The sequence below is a fragment of the Pseudomonas sp. JS425 genome (genome assembly GCF_018223845.1).
GTDB classification, from domain to species: Bacteria; Pseudomonadota; Gammaproteobacteria; order Pseudomonadales; family Pseudomonadaceae; genus Aquipseudomonas; species Aquipseudomonas asiatica.
In genome coordinates this window covers 2,699,270-2,715,598 of the sequence record NZ_CP073661.1, presented here as the reverse complement: position 1 = coordinate 2,715,598, position 16,329 = coordinate 2,699,270, and the positions used below count along the sequence as shown (strand labels likewise).

Below are 16,329 nucleotides of genomic sequence, written 5' to 3'. Positions count from 1 at the left end.
ATCACACGAGGATACTGCCATGGCTTCTGCTGATACTTCCCGTCAACATACCGCGCCCTCGTTTCCCAAGCCTGCGGGCGAACATTGGATCGAAGCCCTCGACAATGGCACCCATGTACTGATCAGGCCGCTGCAAGCCAAGGACCGGGAGCGCGAGAGGGCCTTCATCGAACGGCTGTCACCGCAGTCGCGGCATTTTCGCTTCCTGTGCCAGATCAAAGAGCCCGGTGAGGCGATGCTCGACCAGTTGATGGCGGTCGACCAGGACCGACAAGCGGCTTATGTCGCCCTCGCCCATGTGGACGGCGAGCTGCAGGAGGTGGGCATATCGCGTTATGCCGCCATTGCCGGCAAGGATGAATGCGAATGCGCCGTGACAGTACTCGACAGCTGGCAGCACCATGGCCTGGGCCGCCTGCTGCTCAAGCACCTGACCGATCATGCCCGGGCAAAAGGCCTGCGGCAGATGTACTCGATCGACTCAGCCGCCAACCTGGCGATGCGCGACCTGGCCAAGGCGGCAGGATTCACCACCACTACCGATCCGGATGATCCGGCCCAGGTCATCCATCGCCTCAACCTGACCTGAAGCGCCGCTGCGCCAGCGCCTGGGGCAGCCACCGTGCTGCCCCGCCCGCTGCAAGCCCCACGACCTCCGGCCCTATCCGCACGAGGAGGGTATCCATGAACGGTAATTCGCGGAAACTGATGGAAAAGCTCTACGGCAAGCAATACCAGGTCGACAGCGCTGAGATCGCCCCCCTGCTGCATCAATTCGCCGAACCCTTGCCTGACCTGGACTCCCCCGCTTTCGCTGCGCTGTTCGACCGCTACGCCGACGCCCGTGTGGTGATGCTGGGCGAGGCAAGCCATGGCACCAGCGAGTTCTATCGCGCCCGCGCGGCAATTACCCGCCGGTTGATCGAACAGCACGGCTTCAACATCGTGGCCGTCGAAGCCGACTGGCCGGATGCCGGGCACGTCGACCAGTACGTGCGGGGCTTGGCCCATTCGGCATGGAAGCGCCATATTTTCAGCCGTTTCCCAACCTGGATGTGGCGCAACAGCGAGGTCAAGGCATTCGCCCACTGGCTGCATGGACACAATCGCCTGCTGGCCGTCGAGCGCCGCGTGGAGTTCAGAGGCCTGGACGTCTACAGCCTGCGCAACTCCATTCATGAAGTGCTGGCCTTTCTGGACCGGGCAGATCCGCACCTGGCCCGCGAAGCGCGCCACCGTTATGGTTGCCTGACGCCCTGGCAGGATGACCCGGCCCTGTACGGCCACTTCGTCGAGCGCGGTGGCGTCATGCCGTGCGAGCAGCCTGTGGTAGAACAACTGAATGTGATGCTGGCCGAACAGCTGTCGGGCCTGATCCGCAATGACGAAGCGTTCTTCAATGCCACCCAGAACGCACGGGTGATCATCGCTGCGGAGCAATATTACCGCGCGATCTACCGAGGCTCGACCGCCTCCTGGAACCTGCGCGACCGGCATATGTTCGATACCCTGCGCGCACTGCTGGAACATCGCGGACCACACGCCAAAGCCGTGGTCTGGGCACACAATTCCCACATCGGCAACGCAGATGCCACGGAAATGGGTTGGAAAGGCCAGTTCAACATCGGCCAACTGTGCCGTAAAGCCTTTGGCCGGGAGGCCGTGCTGATCGGCATGACCACTGACCGCGGTCAAGTGGCCGCCGCCAGTGACTGGGATGGCGACATGCTGATCAAGGACGTCCGCCCTTCGCGGTCGGACAGCTGGGAGCACCAGTTCCGCCTGGCAGGCGTACCGGCTTCTTTGACCGACTGGCGAGACCCACAGCGCAAGGAGTTGCGTCGCATCTTGTCCATGCCACTGCTCGAGCGCGCGATCGGCGTCATCTACCGACCGGAAAGCGAACGGCTGAGCCATTACTTCGAAGCAGTGCTGGCCGAGCAATTCGATGCCATGCTCTGGATCGAACAGACCCAGCCGGTCAACGCCCTGCCACTACCGAAACAACAGCACCTCGAACCGGAAGACGAAACCTATCCGTTCGGTGTCTGAATATCCGGCCTGCAAGCCTCAGGGGGAAGAGGCTTGCAGGTGGGTGACGAACCAGTCGCCTGCCAGGACGGCAACTTCGGTCAGGGTACCTGGCTCTTCAAACAGATGCGAAGCGCCCGCCACCACCTCCAGGCGATGCTCGCAACGCAGCATCTCGCTGGCCAGGCGATTCAACTCCAGGACCTGCACGTCCCTGCCACCGACGATCTGCAGGGTTGGGGCTTGCACACGACTTAGCGCTTCACCTGCCAGATCGGCACGCCCTCCCCGGCTGACCAGCGCTGCCACCACCTCCGGGCGGTCAGCCGCCGCACACAGTGCCGCCGCCGCACCCGTGCTGGCGCCGAACACGCCGATTCGCAATGAGCGAAGCTCGGGGTCCTGCTCCACCCAGTCGATGACATCCGTAAGCCGCTTCGTCAGCAGCGGGATATCAAAGCGCAGCGCTGCAGTCTGGTTGTCCAGCCTCAGCTCCTGCTCGGTCAACAGGTCGAACAGCAACGAGCCGAGGCCGCGACTGGCGAGCACGTCCGCCACATACTGGTTTCTGGCGCTCAGCCGGCCGCTGCCGCTGCCATGGGCAAAAATGACCAAGGCACGGGTGTCGGTAGGTAACCGTAGGTCCGCCAGCAGTTCTACGCCCGGCCATTTCATCGAACGCAGCTGCACCTCAGTCATCTTCAGCCTCCCCGGCACGCGCCCTGGAGGACTCCGCGAGCCCGGCCTTGTCCATCAGCGCGATGACTTCTTCGTCCGACGTCTGGGGAAAGTCCTGGTACCAGTAGCCGACCGAAACCATCCGCTCAGGCACCAGCGGGCAGACCACCTCGTCTACTTCGCCCCACATGGCCTCCAGCGTTTCCGGTGGCGCGACTGGCACCGCGACTACGATACGCAAAGGGGACAACGCTCGTGTCGCCTGAATGGCCGCCATCATCGAGGCCCCGGTTGCCAGGCCATCATCAACCAGGATTACGGTCTGGTCCTTGAGCCGAAGCGGTGGTCGGGTACCTCGATAAGCGCGCTCGCGACGTATCAGTTCCTGGGTTTCCCTGGCAACCACGCTTTCCAGCAAGGTGCGATCGACCGGGTAAGCCCGCAGTGCATCGTCGTTGAGAATCTTCACCCCGCCCCCGGCGATCGCACCCATGGCATATTCAGGGTGCGACGGTATTCCAAGCTTGCGCACTACCAGCAGGTCAAGGCGAACCTTGAGGGCGGTAGCGACCTCGTAAGCCACCGGCACGCCGCCTCGTGGCAAGGCGAGCACGATCACATCAGCCCGTCCGGCATATCGGCTCAACGACGCCACCAGGCAGCGACCGGCTTCAGCACGGTCGGGGTACAGGGTGCGACGAGCAAGATCATGCGACATGGAAACCTCCCGCGCCGCGACGGGCGCCTGTCGTTTCAGCTACTGGCAAGCACTACCGCCATTCAAGGCAGCGTCGCCCGGGCCTCTTCAGGCAGCAGGTCGAACTGCTCGAGGCAGCGCTGTTCATCGTCTGCCGTCAACGCCTTGTATGCGCTCACTTCCCGCATCGGCGTATCGAACAAGGCCAGGCGTATCACCCCATTACGGTCCAGAAACGTTTGCGCCAGGCAGGTACACACCGGCTTGCCGACCAATGCCGTGAGCTTTTCATCCTCAGGGGTGTTCACCCGGGCCTGCAGGCTGTCTGTGCAATTCTCCACGATTCGGTCCACCGAGCGCCCCGCCAGCCAAACCGTGCCGCCAGCGAGCAACGCCAGGAACAGCAACATGCCCAAGAGCACGTTCGACTCCTGGGTGACCGAGCGCAGGAAGGCAAGCCGAGCCTGCCAGCCCGTGGCCTGGCCGTTGAATATGGTCTTGCCTACCGTGCGTTTCACGCCACGCTGCACCACCCACCCCAACGCCACGCACAGGGCGAGCAAGGCCAGCAGCATAAGTGGATGTTGCATCGGCAGGCGCCAGTTCGGGTTCAACGACCGGTAGGCAGCGATCACGACGAGCAGTGCGAAGATTGCCACGATAAACCCCAGGCTACCCCGTGGCCGATGCATCCAGGCCCGGAGTTTCGCCCTTGCTTGTGTATCCATGACAGCCTCCCGGCCCAGGCTAGCGCACTGGGTCAATAGCAACCGTTTCGTGGTACTCGGGTACGTACACCTGCCAACCGAGCTCGATGCTGATCCGCCGCCGCAACGTGTCGGCGGCGTGCGGCTCACCGTGGATGACATAGGTCTGGCGTGGCGGGCGGGCGAAACCGCGCAACCACTCCATGATCTCGTCGGCATCGGCGTGCGCAGAGAGATTATCCATCGCATGCACCTGGGCCCGGATAGGCACGTCTTCACCGTGCAGGCGGACACTGCGCGCACCGGCGACGATGTCGGCACCGCGCGTACCACCGGCCTGGAAACCAGAGAACAGAATGCTGTTGCGCGGGTTGGGTGCCAGTGCCTTGAGATGGTGCAAGACTCGTCCACCGGTCGCCATGCCACTGGCGGCGATAATGACCGCGGGCTCACGCAGCTGATCCAGATGCCGGGATTCATCGACGGTACGGATGATATGCGTGCCCCTGCACATTTCGGCGCATTCCGCCAACGTCAGGCGATGCTCGCTCCGGAACTGCTGGTAAAGGGTGGTTGCGTCTGTAGCCATCGGGCTGTTGAGGTAGACCGGAATGTCGGGTATCAGGCCATCGCGCTTGAGCTTGTACAGGTAATACATCAGCAACTGGGCCCGGCCAACCGCGAATGAGGGCACCAAGGTGATGCCGTGGCGCAGGAGAGTCTGGTTGATGACCTGGGCCAGAAACTGCTCGGTCGATTCGCTTGGATGCTGGCGATCGCCATAGGTGGACTCCACCAGCAGCACGTCTGCCGTCCTGATCAGTTCCGGCGCGCGCATGATCGGGTCTTGTGGCCGGCCCAGGTCGCCAGAGAAGACCAAGGTCTGGCCGTCGACCTTGATCTGTACCGTCGCCGCGCCGAGTATGTGCCCAGCCGTGCGCAACAGCAGCTCCATCCCCGGCGCAATCATGGTCGGGTGACGCAACTCCACAGGGCGCAACAATGCCAAGGCACGCTTTGCATCCTGTTCGGTGTAAAGCGGGCGTGCCGGCGAATGCTTCGAGTAGCCGTGCCGGTTGGCATGCTCTGCCTGCTCTTCTTGCAGCCGGGCACTGTCGAGCAACAGGATTTCGGCCAAGGCACAGGTGGCCGGTGTTGCGTAGATCGGCCCGGTATAGCCTTCCTTGGCGAGCACCGGAAGATAACCGCTGTGGTCGAGGTGGGCGTGGGTCAGCACCACGGCATCGAGCGCGCGCAGCGCCGCCGATAACGGTTCCCAGTTGCGCAGGCGCAGTTGCTTGTAGCCTTGGAACAGCCCACAGTCGATCAGCACGCGGCTGCTGTCGCGGGTCAACAGGAACTTGCTGCCCGTCACGGTCCCGGTACCACCGAGGAATGTCAGTTGCATGGCTAGGGCTCCAAGGTTTCGGCCGCTTGAGGGTGAACCGCAAGGACGCTGCACGGCGGGCGGCTGACGATGCGTTCAGTGGTGTCGCCGAGCAGTTTGTCCAGGCCCTTTGGCTGCACGACGCCCATGACCACCGCGTCGATATCCAGCGCAGCGACTTGCTCGCGAATCACCTGAACCGGGCCACCTTCCAGGAAGTGGCGGCAATCGGCCGGGACCCCCTCGGCATCCGCCAAGGTGTCGAACGGCTCCTTCAAGGCATTGCGCATCTCATCGATCCACGCCTGGGTAACGTTCATGTCCGAGGCGAACACGCCCGCCAGGTTGTAGGCCGAGAGCAGGTGCAGCTGTGCATCACATTGCAGTGCCAGCGCCTGCGCGGCACGAATCAGCCTGCGGTTGAAGGACGCCTGGTCCTCGGGGGTTTCGCTGAAGGAGGTGTCCACGGCGACCAGCACGCGCCGGGGCAGCGACACCGCCGCCTCCGGTACGAAGTGCGTGATGCCCTTCAAGCCCCGCATCAACGCGCAATCCAGAGGCGTGCTGAACAGGCGCACCATGGTTGGCGTCACTTCGCTGTCCTTGATGACCATATCGGGGTGCAGTTCGCTGATGTAGTCGATGGCCTGGCTGCGGATGTCATCTGCCTGCAAGGTGTCGACCGTCAGAGCGATGCCGCTGCCACGGTGACGCTCGACCAACCCCGCCAGCCGCAAACCGTAGTGGTCGAACTGACGCCGGATATCGGCCTCGTTCAATCGCTCTTCGCGCAGCAGGTGCTCCTGCGTCGGTTCGAACAAGCCCAGTACATGCACACTGGCACCACTGACATGCGCCAGCGCCAGGGCCCGGCGCAGCGCGGCCGAATGCGGATCGAGCTCGGTGAGCAGCACCAGCAGTTGTCGATATTGACCCATGGCGAACCTCCGGGCTTGCGCGGCTGGCGTGATGATGTAGGCGATTGTCCGAAAGCAGGCCTGTTCGCGCTTGATGCAGATCAGAAAACCACCATCCGAGCCGGAACTTGACGATTGTCAGAACCGGCGCCGCCCAGCACGGTACAACAGCTCTGGCAAGCATCGACCAGGTGTCCGGGAGGCGACATGAACAGGCAGCAGACTGAAAAGCCAGACGCGTGCGAGTATTGGATCGAAAAGCTTTCTGATGGCTCTGCCGTACTGATCCGCCCCCTGCGCGAGGAAGACCGCGAAAGGGACCGCCGCTTTCTCAGCACGATCGCCTACGAGGCCCGGCGTTTCCGCTTCATTGCCGGCCTCAGTGGCGGTGTGCCGAGCCTGGATGCGCAGCATATGCCAGTGGATCATCACCAGTGCGAAGCCTACGTTGCCCTGGTCCATGCAGATGGCCAGTTGCGCCAGATCGGGGTCAGCCGGTATGCCAGTGTTCCCGGCAGCCTCCAGTGCGAATGCGCGGTAGCCGTAAATGAAGAATGGCAACGCAAGGGGCTGGGCCGGCTGCTGATGCAGCACCTGATTGCGGCCGCGAAGCGCAATGGCTTCCACTGCATGATCTCCAGGGACCTGGCGAACAACTACGCCATGCACCGGCTGACCAAGACCCTGGGGTTCACCTCCCGCTACCTGGGTGGCGATGTCAGCGAAATCCTTCACGAGCTCGATCTTCACGCCTGAAAGCAAGGCCCTTTCGGGCCTTGTCTCTCAGCCTTGGGAATGCTCTGGTGATATCACCAGCACGCTGCTGGACAACCGATGCAATACCCGCTCCGCAGTGCTACCGATGAACCAGCCAATGCCGCGATGGTGGTAACTGCCCATGACCAGCACATCGATATCATTGTTCTCCATGAACAGCGCCAGCACCTTGGCAGGGTCTCCCAGCCGCAGGTGGCGGTGTTCGGCGGCGATACCGTTACGTTCGGCCAGTGCCTGGAATGCCTCGCTTTGCGCCTCGTGCAGCGTCTGGGCGAGGTTGGAGTCGAACAGAAACGAATGCTCGCGGCTGCCGCCTGAGTCCAGGTACATGGACCCCAGGTCGTAGGCATATAGCAGTTCGATCTGGGCGTTGCACTGTAATGCCAGTTTCAGCGCTTCACTGATGATCTGGTCGTTGAACCCCTCGAACTGGTCCTCGGGGCGGGACAGGTCCACGGCAGCCAGAATCTTGCGCGGCAGCGCGTGGCTGGCCTGATGCACCAGGTGCAGGGGGATGCGGGTTTCCCGCAGCAACTGAATGTCGAGCGAGGTGAACATCGCCCGCGCCCACCAGGGCTCATGCTCGAAGGCCTTGATCAGCATGGCGAACGGCTGCTCGCGCAGGTGGACGAGGATCTCGTCCAGCGGATGCTGCACCCATACCACTTCGGTGGTGACCGTGACCCCGTTACGGCGCATCGAAAGCGCTTGGGTTTCCAGCCATCCACGGTGTTGCTGTACATAACCTTCACGCATCACAGCCAGTGCCTTGTCGTTGACCAGGCCCGCCGTGGCAAGGCCTTCGAGATAGTCGAAAGCAACGATATGCAGGGCCATGCCCTTGGCCTTGGCCAGCGCAGCCGCACGGTCGTAGACCGGGGTGCGCCGCATCAGAGGCGAGGCGATCAGCAGGAGTCTTTGCGGGTTGTCCATGGCGCACCTCAGCGGTTGGGAAGTGTTCCTGGATCATCCATCACCCGCACCTGGCGGATTTGATGTTTATCAACTGAACCACTGGGCGGACAAACGGCAACGCCCGCTGGGCGAAAATTTGATGCTGGTCAAAGCTCCTGGCCCTTAACGGCGCAATCTGACCCTACACCAACAACAATCATCGAATGCCCCGGAGGCGTGCCATGGCGCTCATGAAAACCATCGAGTGTCGCCTATGGTCGTTCGCCAACCGGCGCGATAGTGCGATGAAAATGGCCATCACGCCCTGAACACCCCTGTTGCCGGCAGGGATGCCTTCGTTTTCGCATGGATTTGCAGTTGGTTTGCTCATGCATGCTTTTGGAGGCTTCCATGAACATCTACGTCGAAAATAGCCCTCAGCAGAACCGCTGGTGGGTCCGCATGGACGACTGCCGGGTGAGCTTCGTTACGTCCGCCGAAGCGCAAGCCTTTGTCGACCGGTTGAATGCGCGCCTCAACGCGCCCCACTCGCGGGACATGCTCGCCGACTGGTCACCACGCCCAGGTATGGGCAGCGTTGGCAAAACCAATGCAGGGATGGCAGCCCAGGCAGGTCTCCGATGCGCGAAGGAGGCCTGAAAATGACTGGCCTACTGAAAGTGACCTTGCTCGACCAACCTGCAGCGTCGAGCCCGGCAACACCGATTCACCTGAAACCGCTGACGACCCTGTGCACAGAGTGCCGTGTCAGCGGGCTGTGCCTGCCCACCGGTTTACCCGTGCATGACAACAGTTGCCTGGGCGCACTGATCGGCCCGCGCATGCGTATTCGCAAAGGCGCCGCGCTGTTCAACGCCAACGATCCGCTGACGACGCTTTATGCCGTGCGCTGTGGCAGCTTCAAGACCAGCCTGAACAGCGCCGAAGGCCAGGGAGTGGTGATCAATTTCTGGATGCCGGGCGATGTACTTGGGCTCGACGCCATCGCCACCGAACATCACGTATGCGATGCCATTGCCCTGGAAGACAGCGAGGTGTGCCCTGTCCCCTATCGCCGGCTGCAGGCATTGGCGCGTGACTTTCCCGTCCTGCAGCAAAGCCTGAACCGTTTGATGAGCCGAGAAATCGTGCGTGAGCATGAGCGGGTGCTGATGCTGTGCAACCTCACCGCCGAACAGCGCCTGGCAAGCTTCCTGGTTGGGTTGTCACAGCGCTTCGTCAGCCGCGGTTACTCTGCCCACGGCTTCATGCTGCGCATGTCCCGGGAAGACATGGCTTCGTACCTGGGCCTGCGCCTGGAAACCGTGTGTCGCTCGGTCGCCCGCTTGCGCGCGCTGGGCATCGTCAGCATGCGTGGCAGGCTTGTCGAGATACTCGATTTGCCAGCCTTGATAGCCCTCGAGCAAGGCAGCGCGGAAGTCACCCCCAAGGACACCCCGAAGGCGCCATGCTCGACGCGGTGAATGTCGGCCACGGTGCCATCGCGCTGGGCATCGGCATGCTGGTGGGGCTTGAGCGCGAGCGCAAGAAAGGCCGCAATGAAGATCATGCCGCTGCTGGCCTTAGGACCTTCGCCATCACCGCCCTGCTGGGCTACGTCAGCATGTTGCTGGCCGGGCCGGTGCTGGTCGGGGTCGCCAGCCTGGGCCTGGTTCTGATGCTGTGCATGCATTACCGCAAACACGCCGACAAAGACCCTGAAGTCACCAGCGAAATCGCTCTGCTACTGGTGCTGACGCTGGGCGCACTGAGCCTTGACGAGCCAGAACTTGCCACGGCGGTCGGCGTGGTGTTGACCGTGCTGCTGGCACTGCGCCGCGAGCTGCACCATTCCGTGCTCCAGCAGCTGAGCGAGGAAGAGCTGCGCGATGGTTTGATGCTGCTGACGGTAGCGCTGGTGGTGCTACCGTTGACACCGGACAGGTTCATGGGGCCGTATGGCGCACTCAACCCTCGCACCATCTGTACGCTGGTCGTCCTGCTGATGACCGTCGGTGCACTGGGGCATATCGCAATGCGTCTGGTGGGCCCACGCTACGGCTTGCCCCTGAGCGCGATCGCCTCAGGTTTCGCCTCCGGCACGGCAACCATTGCGCTGCTTGCCCATGAGGCACGTCGGCAAGTCACAGCCGTGAGGCCCTTGGCCGCCGCTGCCGTACTGTCGAACCTCGCCAGCATCGCGCAATTCGCCCTGGTGCTAGGCATCGTCGACCGACACCTGTTGAAGCCTTTCGTGGCCTCGATCGGGCTCGGTACCGTGGGTACGGTGGTTTACGGCACTTTGTTGCTTGCGCCCTGGCGCAGCGACCAAGGCACTTCAACAGCGCATCAGGGCGATGGTGCCTTCGATCTCTTCACAGCCCTGATCATCACCGTCGCGCTGACCGGAATCGCCTTGTTCTGTGCATTTCTACTTCACCATCTGGGCCACAACGGGGTCAGTATCGCGGCCTTCATCAGCGGATTGGCCGATGCTCACGTAGCGACAGCGTCGGTCGCCTCACTGGTCGTTGCCGGTAGACTCGGTGTAGATGGCCTGGTAGTACCCGGTTTACTGGCATTGACCGGCAATACATTGACCAAATGTATTCTGTCCCTCGGTAGCGGCGGCTGCAGCTTCGGGAGATACCTTGTTCCCGGCCAACTGGTCATCCTCGGCGCAATGTGGCTGGGGCTTTTGATATGAGGTTGTATCAGCAACCTGAAGAGGCGTGCCCGCAACGAAGCCGGCCAGGAAGGCAACGGCCTGGCCAACGCGGGTTCGGGAGCACCGTCGGCAGCATGGCGACCCCGTGATCGCCGGTTATGACGCTATTCCCCCTGCTGGCCAACATCAGGTTTCCGCGCAGGTGCCGTGAACCAGCGCTCGTGCGGCACCCACTTTTCCTGCGCGGGGTCGCCCAGGTAATGCGGCGACATGATCTGCACCCCGTACTCGTTGAACACATCCTGAATATTGCCGTGCAACAGGCTCAGCAGTTCTGCCCGAGGCCGTGGCTCACTCGGCACCGCCTGCGCCACCAGGCGATACTCGGGGTAGAAATCCGAAAGCCCGGTCTGAAACACCTGCGGCCTGGGTTTTTCCAGTATGCCGTCGGTACGCTTGGCCGCCTCCACCAGCATCGCCTCCACTTGGCGCCACGGCGTGTCGTAACCGATGGTGACCACAGTATCGACGATGTAGCCCTGCCCCTGTACAACACGTGAAAAATTGCGTGTCACCGAGCCGGTGATCATCGAGTTGGGCAAGGTCAAGACTTCGCCCAGTCCAGTGCGGATCGTGGTGTTGAACATGCCGACTTCGGTCACCGTGCCCTCGTGGTCACCTACCCGCACATACTCGCCAGCCTTCAAGGTGCGTGAATAGGTCAGGATCAGGCCCGCTGCCGCCTGCCCGACAATGCTGGAGGCGCCGAGAGAAATCATCAGACCGAGCAGCACTGACAGCCCCTTGAAGGCGTCGGTGCCGGAACCCGGCAGGTACGGGTACGCCATCACCAGGGCGAACAGCCAGATGGCAAGTGAGGTCAGGCGTGTGGTTGGCTGCAGGGTTTCCTCGGTCAGCCACTTGAGGGTGCCCGGCCGGGCCATGCGCTCCAGCAGGCGCCGACTGAAGCCACTGATACCGCGGGCGATGAAAAAAATGATGATGGCCACGGCGATGCCGGGAATTGCCTGCAAAATGCCGTCGAGCAGATAACGTAACAGGTCGATCAAGTGGACGTTGAGGCTTTCCCCCCAAGGCCGGGTGTAGGGGAATTGCGACAGCACGAAGCTCAGCCACTGGTAGCTCAGCAACAGTACTACGCCCCAGTGCAGCAGCCGCAACAGGCGTTCGATCACGGTGTAGACCAGCTGCATGTCCAACAGCGGCATCTGCCCGAGCCGTATCTGCCGGGCGCGCTCGCGCATCAGCTGCGGCAACAGGCCTTGGAGCCTGCGCCGAGCCAGGTTGGTGCCCTTGATGAGCACCACGTAGATCAACGTGGCCAGCACCGAGTAGCCTGCTGCCTTGAGCAGAAAGCGCAGGCTGCGGGCCTGACCGGTCTCGTCGACCACCAGGCGCAGCATAGCGGCTGCCTGCTCGGCGGCTTCGCGAGTATCGCCACCGGCCAGGCCCAGGTCCTGCGGCGCAATGATGAAGGCACGCCGCTCTCCCAATAGCACCAGGTGGCTATTCAGGATGGGGTCGACGCTGACCTTCAGCTCATCAGTCCCGCGCAATGCCTCTTCGATCACGGCTGTGGCCCGTTGCACCCGCGCCGCCGGCGTTTCCCCCAGCAAGGTGGCGTGGAAGATGAAGATGCTGCGATTGGCGATGGTCAGCTCGGCCGGTTCACCGGGTACGCCATCTGTGGCACTGCCTGCAACGTCGATACCGTGCCCGGCCAAGGGCTGCAGGGTGAAAAGAATCAACAGCAGGCAATAAAGGCGCTTCATCATGAAATCCCCGGGCCCCTATGGCGAAAACCATGCAGGTAGTGATAGCACAGCGTTTACTGCCCAGGGCCGAGGAACCAGCGGAAATACGGGCGCGGCGGTTCAGGACATCATCCAGTGACACACGGATGCAACGAAGCACCGTTTGGTACCACCGGACTTGTTGGTCTGAACTTTGCCGTCCGCCCTGGCTTCCCCTGCATATCCAACACGCAAAGATGCGCCTGCCGGGCAGGTGCCAACGAGCGCGTTGGTATCCGGAGCGTTGCTGGCCCGCGCGGCGTCAAGCGCACCGGGCCTGCTTCTGACTAGCACAGCAAAGGCTGGCATTTCCGAGGTCCAACTACAGGGGTTTGCAAAATGATCGATCAAGCGACAGGTATGAAACCAGGAGAACGCTATCGCGTGGAAAACGTGGAGCGGGCTCATCAGTTCCCTGGCTTCTTTCAAGACGGGAAGTATTATCTCGGCCCTGAGCTTTTGACCGCCGTGGGGTGGATCGAAGGCACGCGCTTCATCTACGACAGCGTGGATGCCGAGGGTGAACCCGTGTTTCCGAACCGGGAGGCTGGCACGATTGAAGGGCTGAGGTTGACCCTGGTCGATGGCACCGCTCTTGAGCTTTCTCGGATCGAGGCCAGCGAAACGATCGCGCCACTTGACGACCACAAGAAATCTGGCACAGAACAGGAAGCGCCCCGCGGGGGCGTTCAGAGCAGAGGTCCACTGCGCGGCAAAGTCGTGGTGATCACTGGCGCTTCCAGCGGTATCGGCCGGGCCGCCGCGCACGCATTTGCCTGCAAGGGTGCTCGCCTGGTGCTCGCTGCGCGCGATGAAGAGGCGTTGTTCGACGTGCTGGATGAATGCACCGACTGCGGTACCGATGCCATCGCGATCACGACCGACGTCACCCGCAACGACCAGGTGCAAGCGCTGGCCGCACAGGCAGCAGAGTTCGGCCACGGGCGAATCGATATCTGGATCAACAACGCCGGCGTTGGGGCGGTCGGCAATTTCGAGGAAACACCGCTGGAGGCCCACGAGCAGGTCATTCAGACCGACCTGATGGGTTACCTGCGCGGTGCGTTCGTAGCCCTCCCCCTCTTCAAAGCCCAGGGCAGCGGCATCCTGATCAACACGCTGTCACTGGGCAGCTGGGTGGCCCAACCCTATGCAGCCGCGTACTCGGCGAGCAAGTTCGGCTTGCGCGGCCTGACCGAGGCGCTGCGGGGGGAACTGACGGAGTTTCCCGATATCCACGTGTGCGATATCTATCCGGCCGTCATGGACACACCGGGCTTCCGAGACGGCGGCAACTACACAGGCCATGCGCTGACGCCTCCGGGCCCTGTATATGATCCCGAACTTGTGGCGAAGGCGATGGTGGCCTGTGCAATTTCACCACGCGCTCACACCACGGTCGGTGCCACAGCCCGCCTGGCGCATCTGGCCAGCTACCTGGTACCGGGCCTGCCTCTGTTATCGGGGTGGCTGACGCGTCGGGGGATAAACCGCAGTCCCAAAGCCGAAACATCATCTGGCAACCTCTTTGAGCCGCCGAGCGGCAGGAGGAGTGTCGACGGAGGCTGGAGGAAGCCAAAGGACAAGACGCCTCTCCTGATCGGCGCCGCGGCGCTTGGAATGATCGTAGGCTTTGCAATCACCCATTCACGACGCAGGAGCTGAACAACCGTGCCGTCAAAGTCGATGCAAGCCAGGTCCTTCCCAAAGGTTGGCGAACAAAGCTCTGCTGCACCACAGGCGCCCGCACGGGTTCTTTCGCGCAACCCGTCGGGCCGAACAAAATGCAGTAGAGCAAACGCCCCTCTGCCTGACGTCCGAATTGAACACAGACTTTCCTGTGTGACGACATGAGGTGAAAGATCATGGCTGACAACCAAAGCAATCGTGGCAACCAAGGTGGTAACGCACAGAACAACCCAGGCAACTTTGCCAATGACCGTGAGAAGGCATCGGAGGCAGGTCGCAAAGGCGGTCAGAGCTCTGGGGGCAACTTTGCCAACGACCGTGAACGCGCCTCCGAGGCTGGACGTAAAGGCGGACAGAACAGCCACGGCGGCGGTCGTGGTAGCGAAAATCGCTAACTTGAAATGAGCTCGGCCAGGGTGCATGGCACCCTGGCCTTTTTTCTGAATATTGGTCGTTCACAATCAAGGGGGCATTTGCCCCCCCCCCGATTGCACAGGTCCTGCCCCTCACGAGCCGAAGCCATGAGTGGCCCTTGCATTGGTCATAGCAGCTCGGGGAATGCAGCGCCAAGCAGGCCCGGATCCTTCAGGATCGATGCGCTGCTGGCGATATCCGGGGCCAGCCAACGGTCCTGGGCATACGCCGGGACCCGTTCGCGCAACAACCGCCAGGCAACGTTGGTACCCGCGCCAAAGCGCTGCTCCTTGAGGAACTCGAATGCCTGGGCCGCCAACAGGTATTCGATGGCGAGGATCTGCGTGCAGTTCTCCAGGGCGCGGTGCAGCTTCAACCCGGCATTGGTGCCCATGCTCAGATGATCCTCCTGCAGGCCGGAGGTGACGTAGTTGTCGACGACTGCCGGTTGTGCCAGCTGACGGTTTTCTGCACACAGTGAAGCAGCCACGTACTGGACAATCATCATCCCCGAATTAACTCCCGGCTGGCTGACCAGGAAAGCCGGCAAACCGCTGACCAACGGGTTGATCAGGCGATCGAGACGACGCTCGGCAATCGCCCCGATCTCGGCCACCGCGATGGCCAGCAAGTCAGCCGCCATGGCCACCGACTGGCCGTGCGGATTCGCCTGGGAAACCACCCGATACGACTCGGGCGTACCCAGCAGCATCGGGTTGTCGGTGGTGGAGTTGAGTTCGGTTTCGATCTGCCGCGCAGCGTGGTCCAGCTGGTCGCGGGCGGCGCCATGAACCTGCGGAATCGAGCGAATGCTCAACGCGTCCTGGGTGCGAATGCCTTGGCTGCTGGCAATGATTTCGCTGCCGTCGAGCAGGCGCCGCAGGTTACTGCCCACGCGCTGCATGCCGGGGTGCGGTTTCATCGCGATGATTTCAGGGTCGAAGGCATCGAGCTGGCCGCGCAGGGCCTCGAAGCTCATGGCACTGATAACATCCGCCCATTGGCTCAACCGCGTGGCATCGTCCAGGGACAGGCAGCTAAGGCCGGTCATGCAAGGGGTACCGTTGACCAGGCACAGGCCATCCTTGGCACCCAGTTTGACCGGCGCCAGGCCGACCTCGGCCAAGGCCTGCTGCGCCGGCATGATCTGGCCGCGATAGCTGACCTGGCCGACGCCCAGCAAGCTGATGCTGATATGCGCCATGTGGGTCAGGTACCCCACCGACCCCTGCTTCGGCACCTGCGGTGTGATGTGCTGGTTGAGCAAGGTCAGCAGCGCCTCGACCACCTTGCGCTGCAGGCCGGAACGGCCCTGGCAGAAATTGATGATCGCCGCGCACATGATCGCCCGGGTCTGTTCGTCCGACAGCGCCGTACCCACGCCACAGGCATGGCTGAGCAAGGTGTTGTGCGACAGCTGGCTGAGTTGTTCGTCCTGCAACGAGACATTGCACAAGGCGCCAAGCCCGGTGTTGACGCCATAGGCGCGGTCACCGCTGGAAACGATGCGCTGGACAATCGCCTGGGCGTTCTCGATCCGTGCCCAGGCCGATGGGGCCAGCTCAAGCTTCGCGCCATGCCGGGCCACTGCCACCACGTCCTGCCAACGCACTGGCGCGTCGGCGATGATGATTCTTTCGGCAAACGACATACACC

General features: G+C 62.4%; 15 protein-coding genes and 1 pseudogene. 8 read left to right on the top strand and 8 right to left on the bottom strand.

Translation table 11 applies throughout. The features are described from left to right. Positions 1-19 precede the first annotated feature (19 nt). Together KDB76_RS12445 and KDB76_RS12440 are read left to right on the top strand one after the other, a co-directional pair. On the top strand, positions 20-589 hold the full coding sequence (locus KDB76_RS12445; protein WP_015270127.1) for a GNAT family N-acetyltransferase: 570 nt from the start codon (positions 20-22) through the stop codon (positions 587-589). Between the two features lie 95 nt (positions 590-684). Continuing rightward, positions 685-2,052, top strand: coding sequence for an erythromycin esterase family protein (locus KDB76_RS12440; RefSeq protein WP_038409427.1), 1,368 nt, complete (start codon positions 685-687; stop codon positions 2,050-2,052). A gap of 18 nt (positions 2,053-2,070) precedes the next feature. Here KDB76_RS12440 and KDB76_RS12435 read toward each other — a convergent pair whose 3' ends face one another. From KDB76_RS12435 to KDB76_RS12415, 5 genes are all read right to left on the bottom strand, one after another. Then, positions 2,071-2,730, bottom strand: coding sequence for an alpha/beta family hydrolase (locus KDB76_RS12435; RefSeq protein ID WP_038409425.1), 660 nt, complete (start codon positions 2,728-2,730; stop codon positions 2,071-2,073). Next, the gene (locus tag KDB76_RS12430) at positions 2,723-3,427 is read right to left on the bottom strand and encodes a phosphoribosyltransferase (RefSeq protein WP_038409423.1); all 705 of its coding nucleotides are present in this window, start codon (positions 3,425-3,427) and stop codon (positions 2,723-2,725) included. The genes KDB76_RS12435 and KDB76_RS12430 overlap by 8 nt, the downstream gene beginning before the upstream one ends. A gap of 62 nt (positions 3,428-3,489) precedes the next feature. After that, the gene (locus KDB76_RS12425) at positions 3,490-4,098 is read right to left on the bottom strand and encodes a hypothetical protein (RefSeq protein WP_023661505.1); all 609 of its coding nucleotides are present in this window, start codon (positions 4,096-4,098) and stop codon (positions 3,490-3,492) included. A 55-nt stretch (positions 4,099-4,153) separates the two neighbouring features. Beyond that, entirely contained in the window at positions 4,154-5,521 is a 1,368-nt protein-coding gene (locus tag KDB76_RS12420; protein WP_038409421.1) for an MBL fold metallo-hydrolase, read from the bottom strand. Positions 5,522-5,523: 2 nt separating this feature from the next. Beyond that, entirely contained in the window at positions 5,524-6,438 is a 915-nt protein-coding gene (locus KDB76_RS12415) for a universal stress protein (RefSeq protein ID WP_038409419.1), read from the bottom strand. 186 nt (positions 6,439-6,624) lie between these two features. Between KDB76_RS12415 and KDB76_RS12410 the strand changes: the two genes are divergently transcribed. Then, a complete protein-coding gene (locus KDB76_RS12410) occupies positions 6,625-7,173 on the top strand; it encodes a GNAT family N-acetyltransferase (RefSeq protein WP_024086871.1) in 549 nt (182 codons plus the stop codon). 27 nt (positions 7,174-7,200) lie between these two features. Here KDB76_RS12410 and KDB76_RS12405 read toward each other — a convergent pair whose 3' ends face one another. Then, positions 7,201-8,127 (bottom strand): universal stress protein, encoded by a 927-nt coding sequence (locus tag KDB76_RS12405; protein WP_038409417.1) that lies wholly within the window; start codon positions 8,125-8,127, stop codon positions 7,201-7,203. Between the two features lie 372 nt (positions 8,128-8,499). Here KDB76_RS12405 and KDB76_RS12400 point away from each other — a divergent pair, with 372 nt between their 5' ends. The 3 genes from KDB76_RS12400 to KDB76_RS12390 are packed head-to-tail and all read left to right on the top strand — an operon-like array spanning position 8,500 to position 10,795. Further along, positions 8,500-8,748 carry a hypothetical protein gene (locus tag KDB76_RS12400; protein WP_031324572.1) on the top strand — a complete coding sequence of 83 codons (249 nt, stop codon included), beginning with the start codon at positions 8,500-8,502 and terminating at the stop codon, positions 8,746-8,748. 2 nt (positions 8,749-8,750) lie between these two features. Further along, positions 8,751-9,572 (top strand): helix-turn-helix domain-containing protein, encoded by an 822-nt coding sequence (locus KDB76_RS12395; protein ID WP_023661500.1) that lies wholly within the window; start codon positions 8,751-8,753, stop codon positions 9,570-9,572. Beyond that, complete coding sequence (locus KDB76_RS12390) at positions 9,557-10,795, top strand: DUF4010 domain-containing protein (protein WP_038409415.1); 1,239 nt, start codon at positions 9,557-9,559, stop codon at positions 10,793-10,795. The genes KDB76_RS12395 and KDB76_RS12390 overlap by 16 nt, the downstream gene beginning before the upstream one ends. 125 nt (positions 10,796-10,920) lie before the next feature. On the opposite strand, the gene KDB76_RS12385 is transcribed toward KDB76_RS12390, so the two are convergent. Further along, positions 10,921-12,549, bottom strand: a complete 1,629-nt coding sequence (locus KDB76_RS12385) for a mechanosensitive ion channel domain-containing protein (RefSeq protein ID WP_023661498.1) — start codon at positions 12,547-12,549, stop codon at positions 10,921-10,923. A gap of 360 nt (positions 12,550-12,909) precedes the next feature. Between KDB76_RS12385 and KDB76_RS12380 the strand changes: the two genes are divergently transcribed. After that, positions 12,910-14,235 carry an SDR family oxidoreductase gene (locus KDB76_RS12380; protein WP_038409413.1) on the top strand — a complete coding sequence of 442 codons (1,326 nt, stop codon included), beginning with the start codon at positions 12,910-12,912 and terminating at the stop codon, positions 14,233-14,235. A gap of 224 nt (positions 14,236-14,459) precedes the next feature. After that, positions 14,460-14,654 (top strand): annotated as a pseudogene (locus tag KDB76_RS12375) (general stress protein); the annotation flags it as partial. 146 nt (positions 14,655-14,800) lie between these two features. On the opposite strand, the gene hutH reads toward KDB76_RS12375, so the two are convergent. Then, a complete protein-coding gene (gene hutH, locus KDB76_RS12370) occupies positions 14,801-16,324 on the bottom strand; it encodes a histidine ammonia-lyase (RefSeq protein ID WP_023661494.1) in 1,524 nt (507 codons plus the stop codon). Positions 16,325-16,329: the final 5 nt, after the last annotated feature.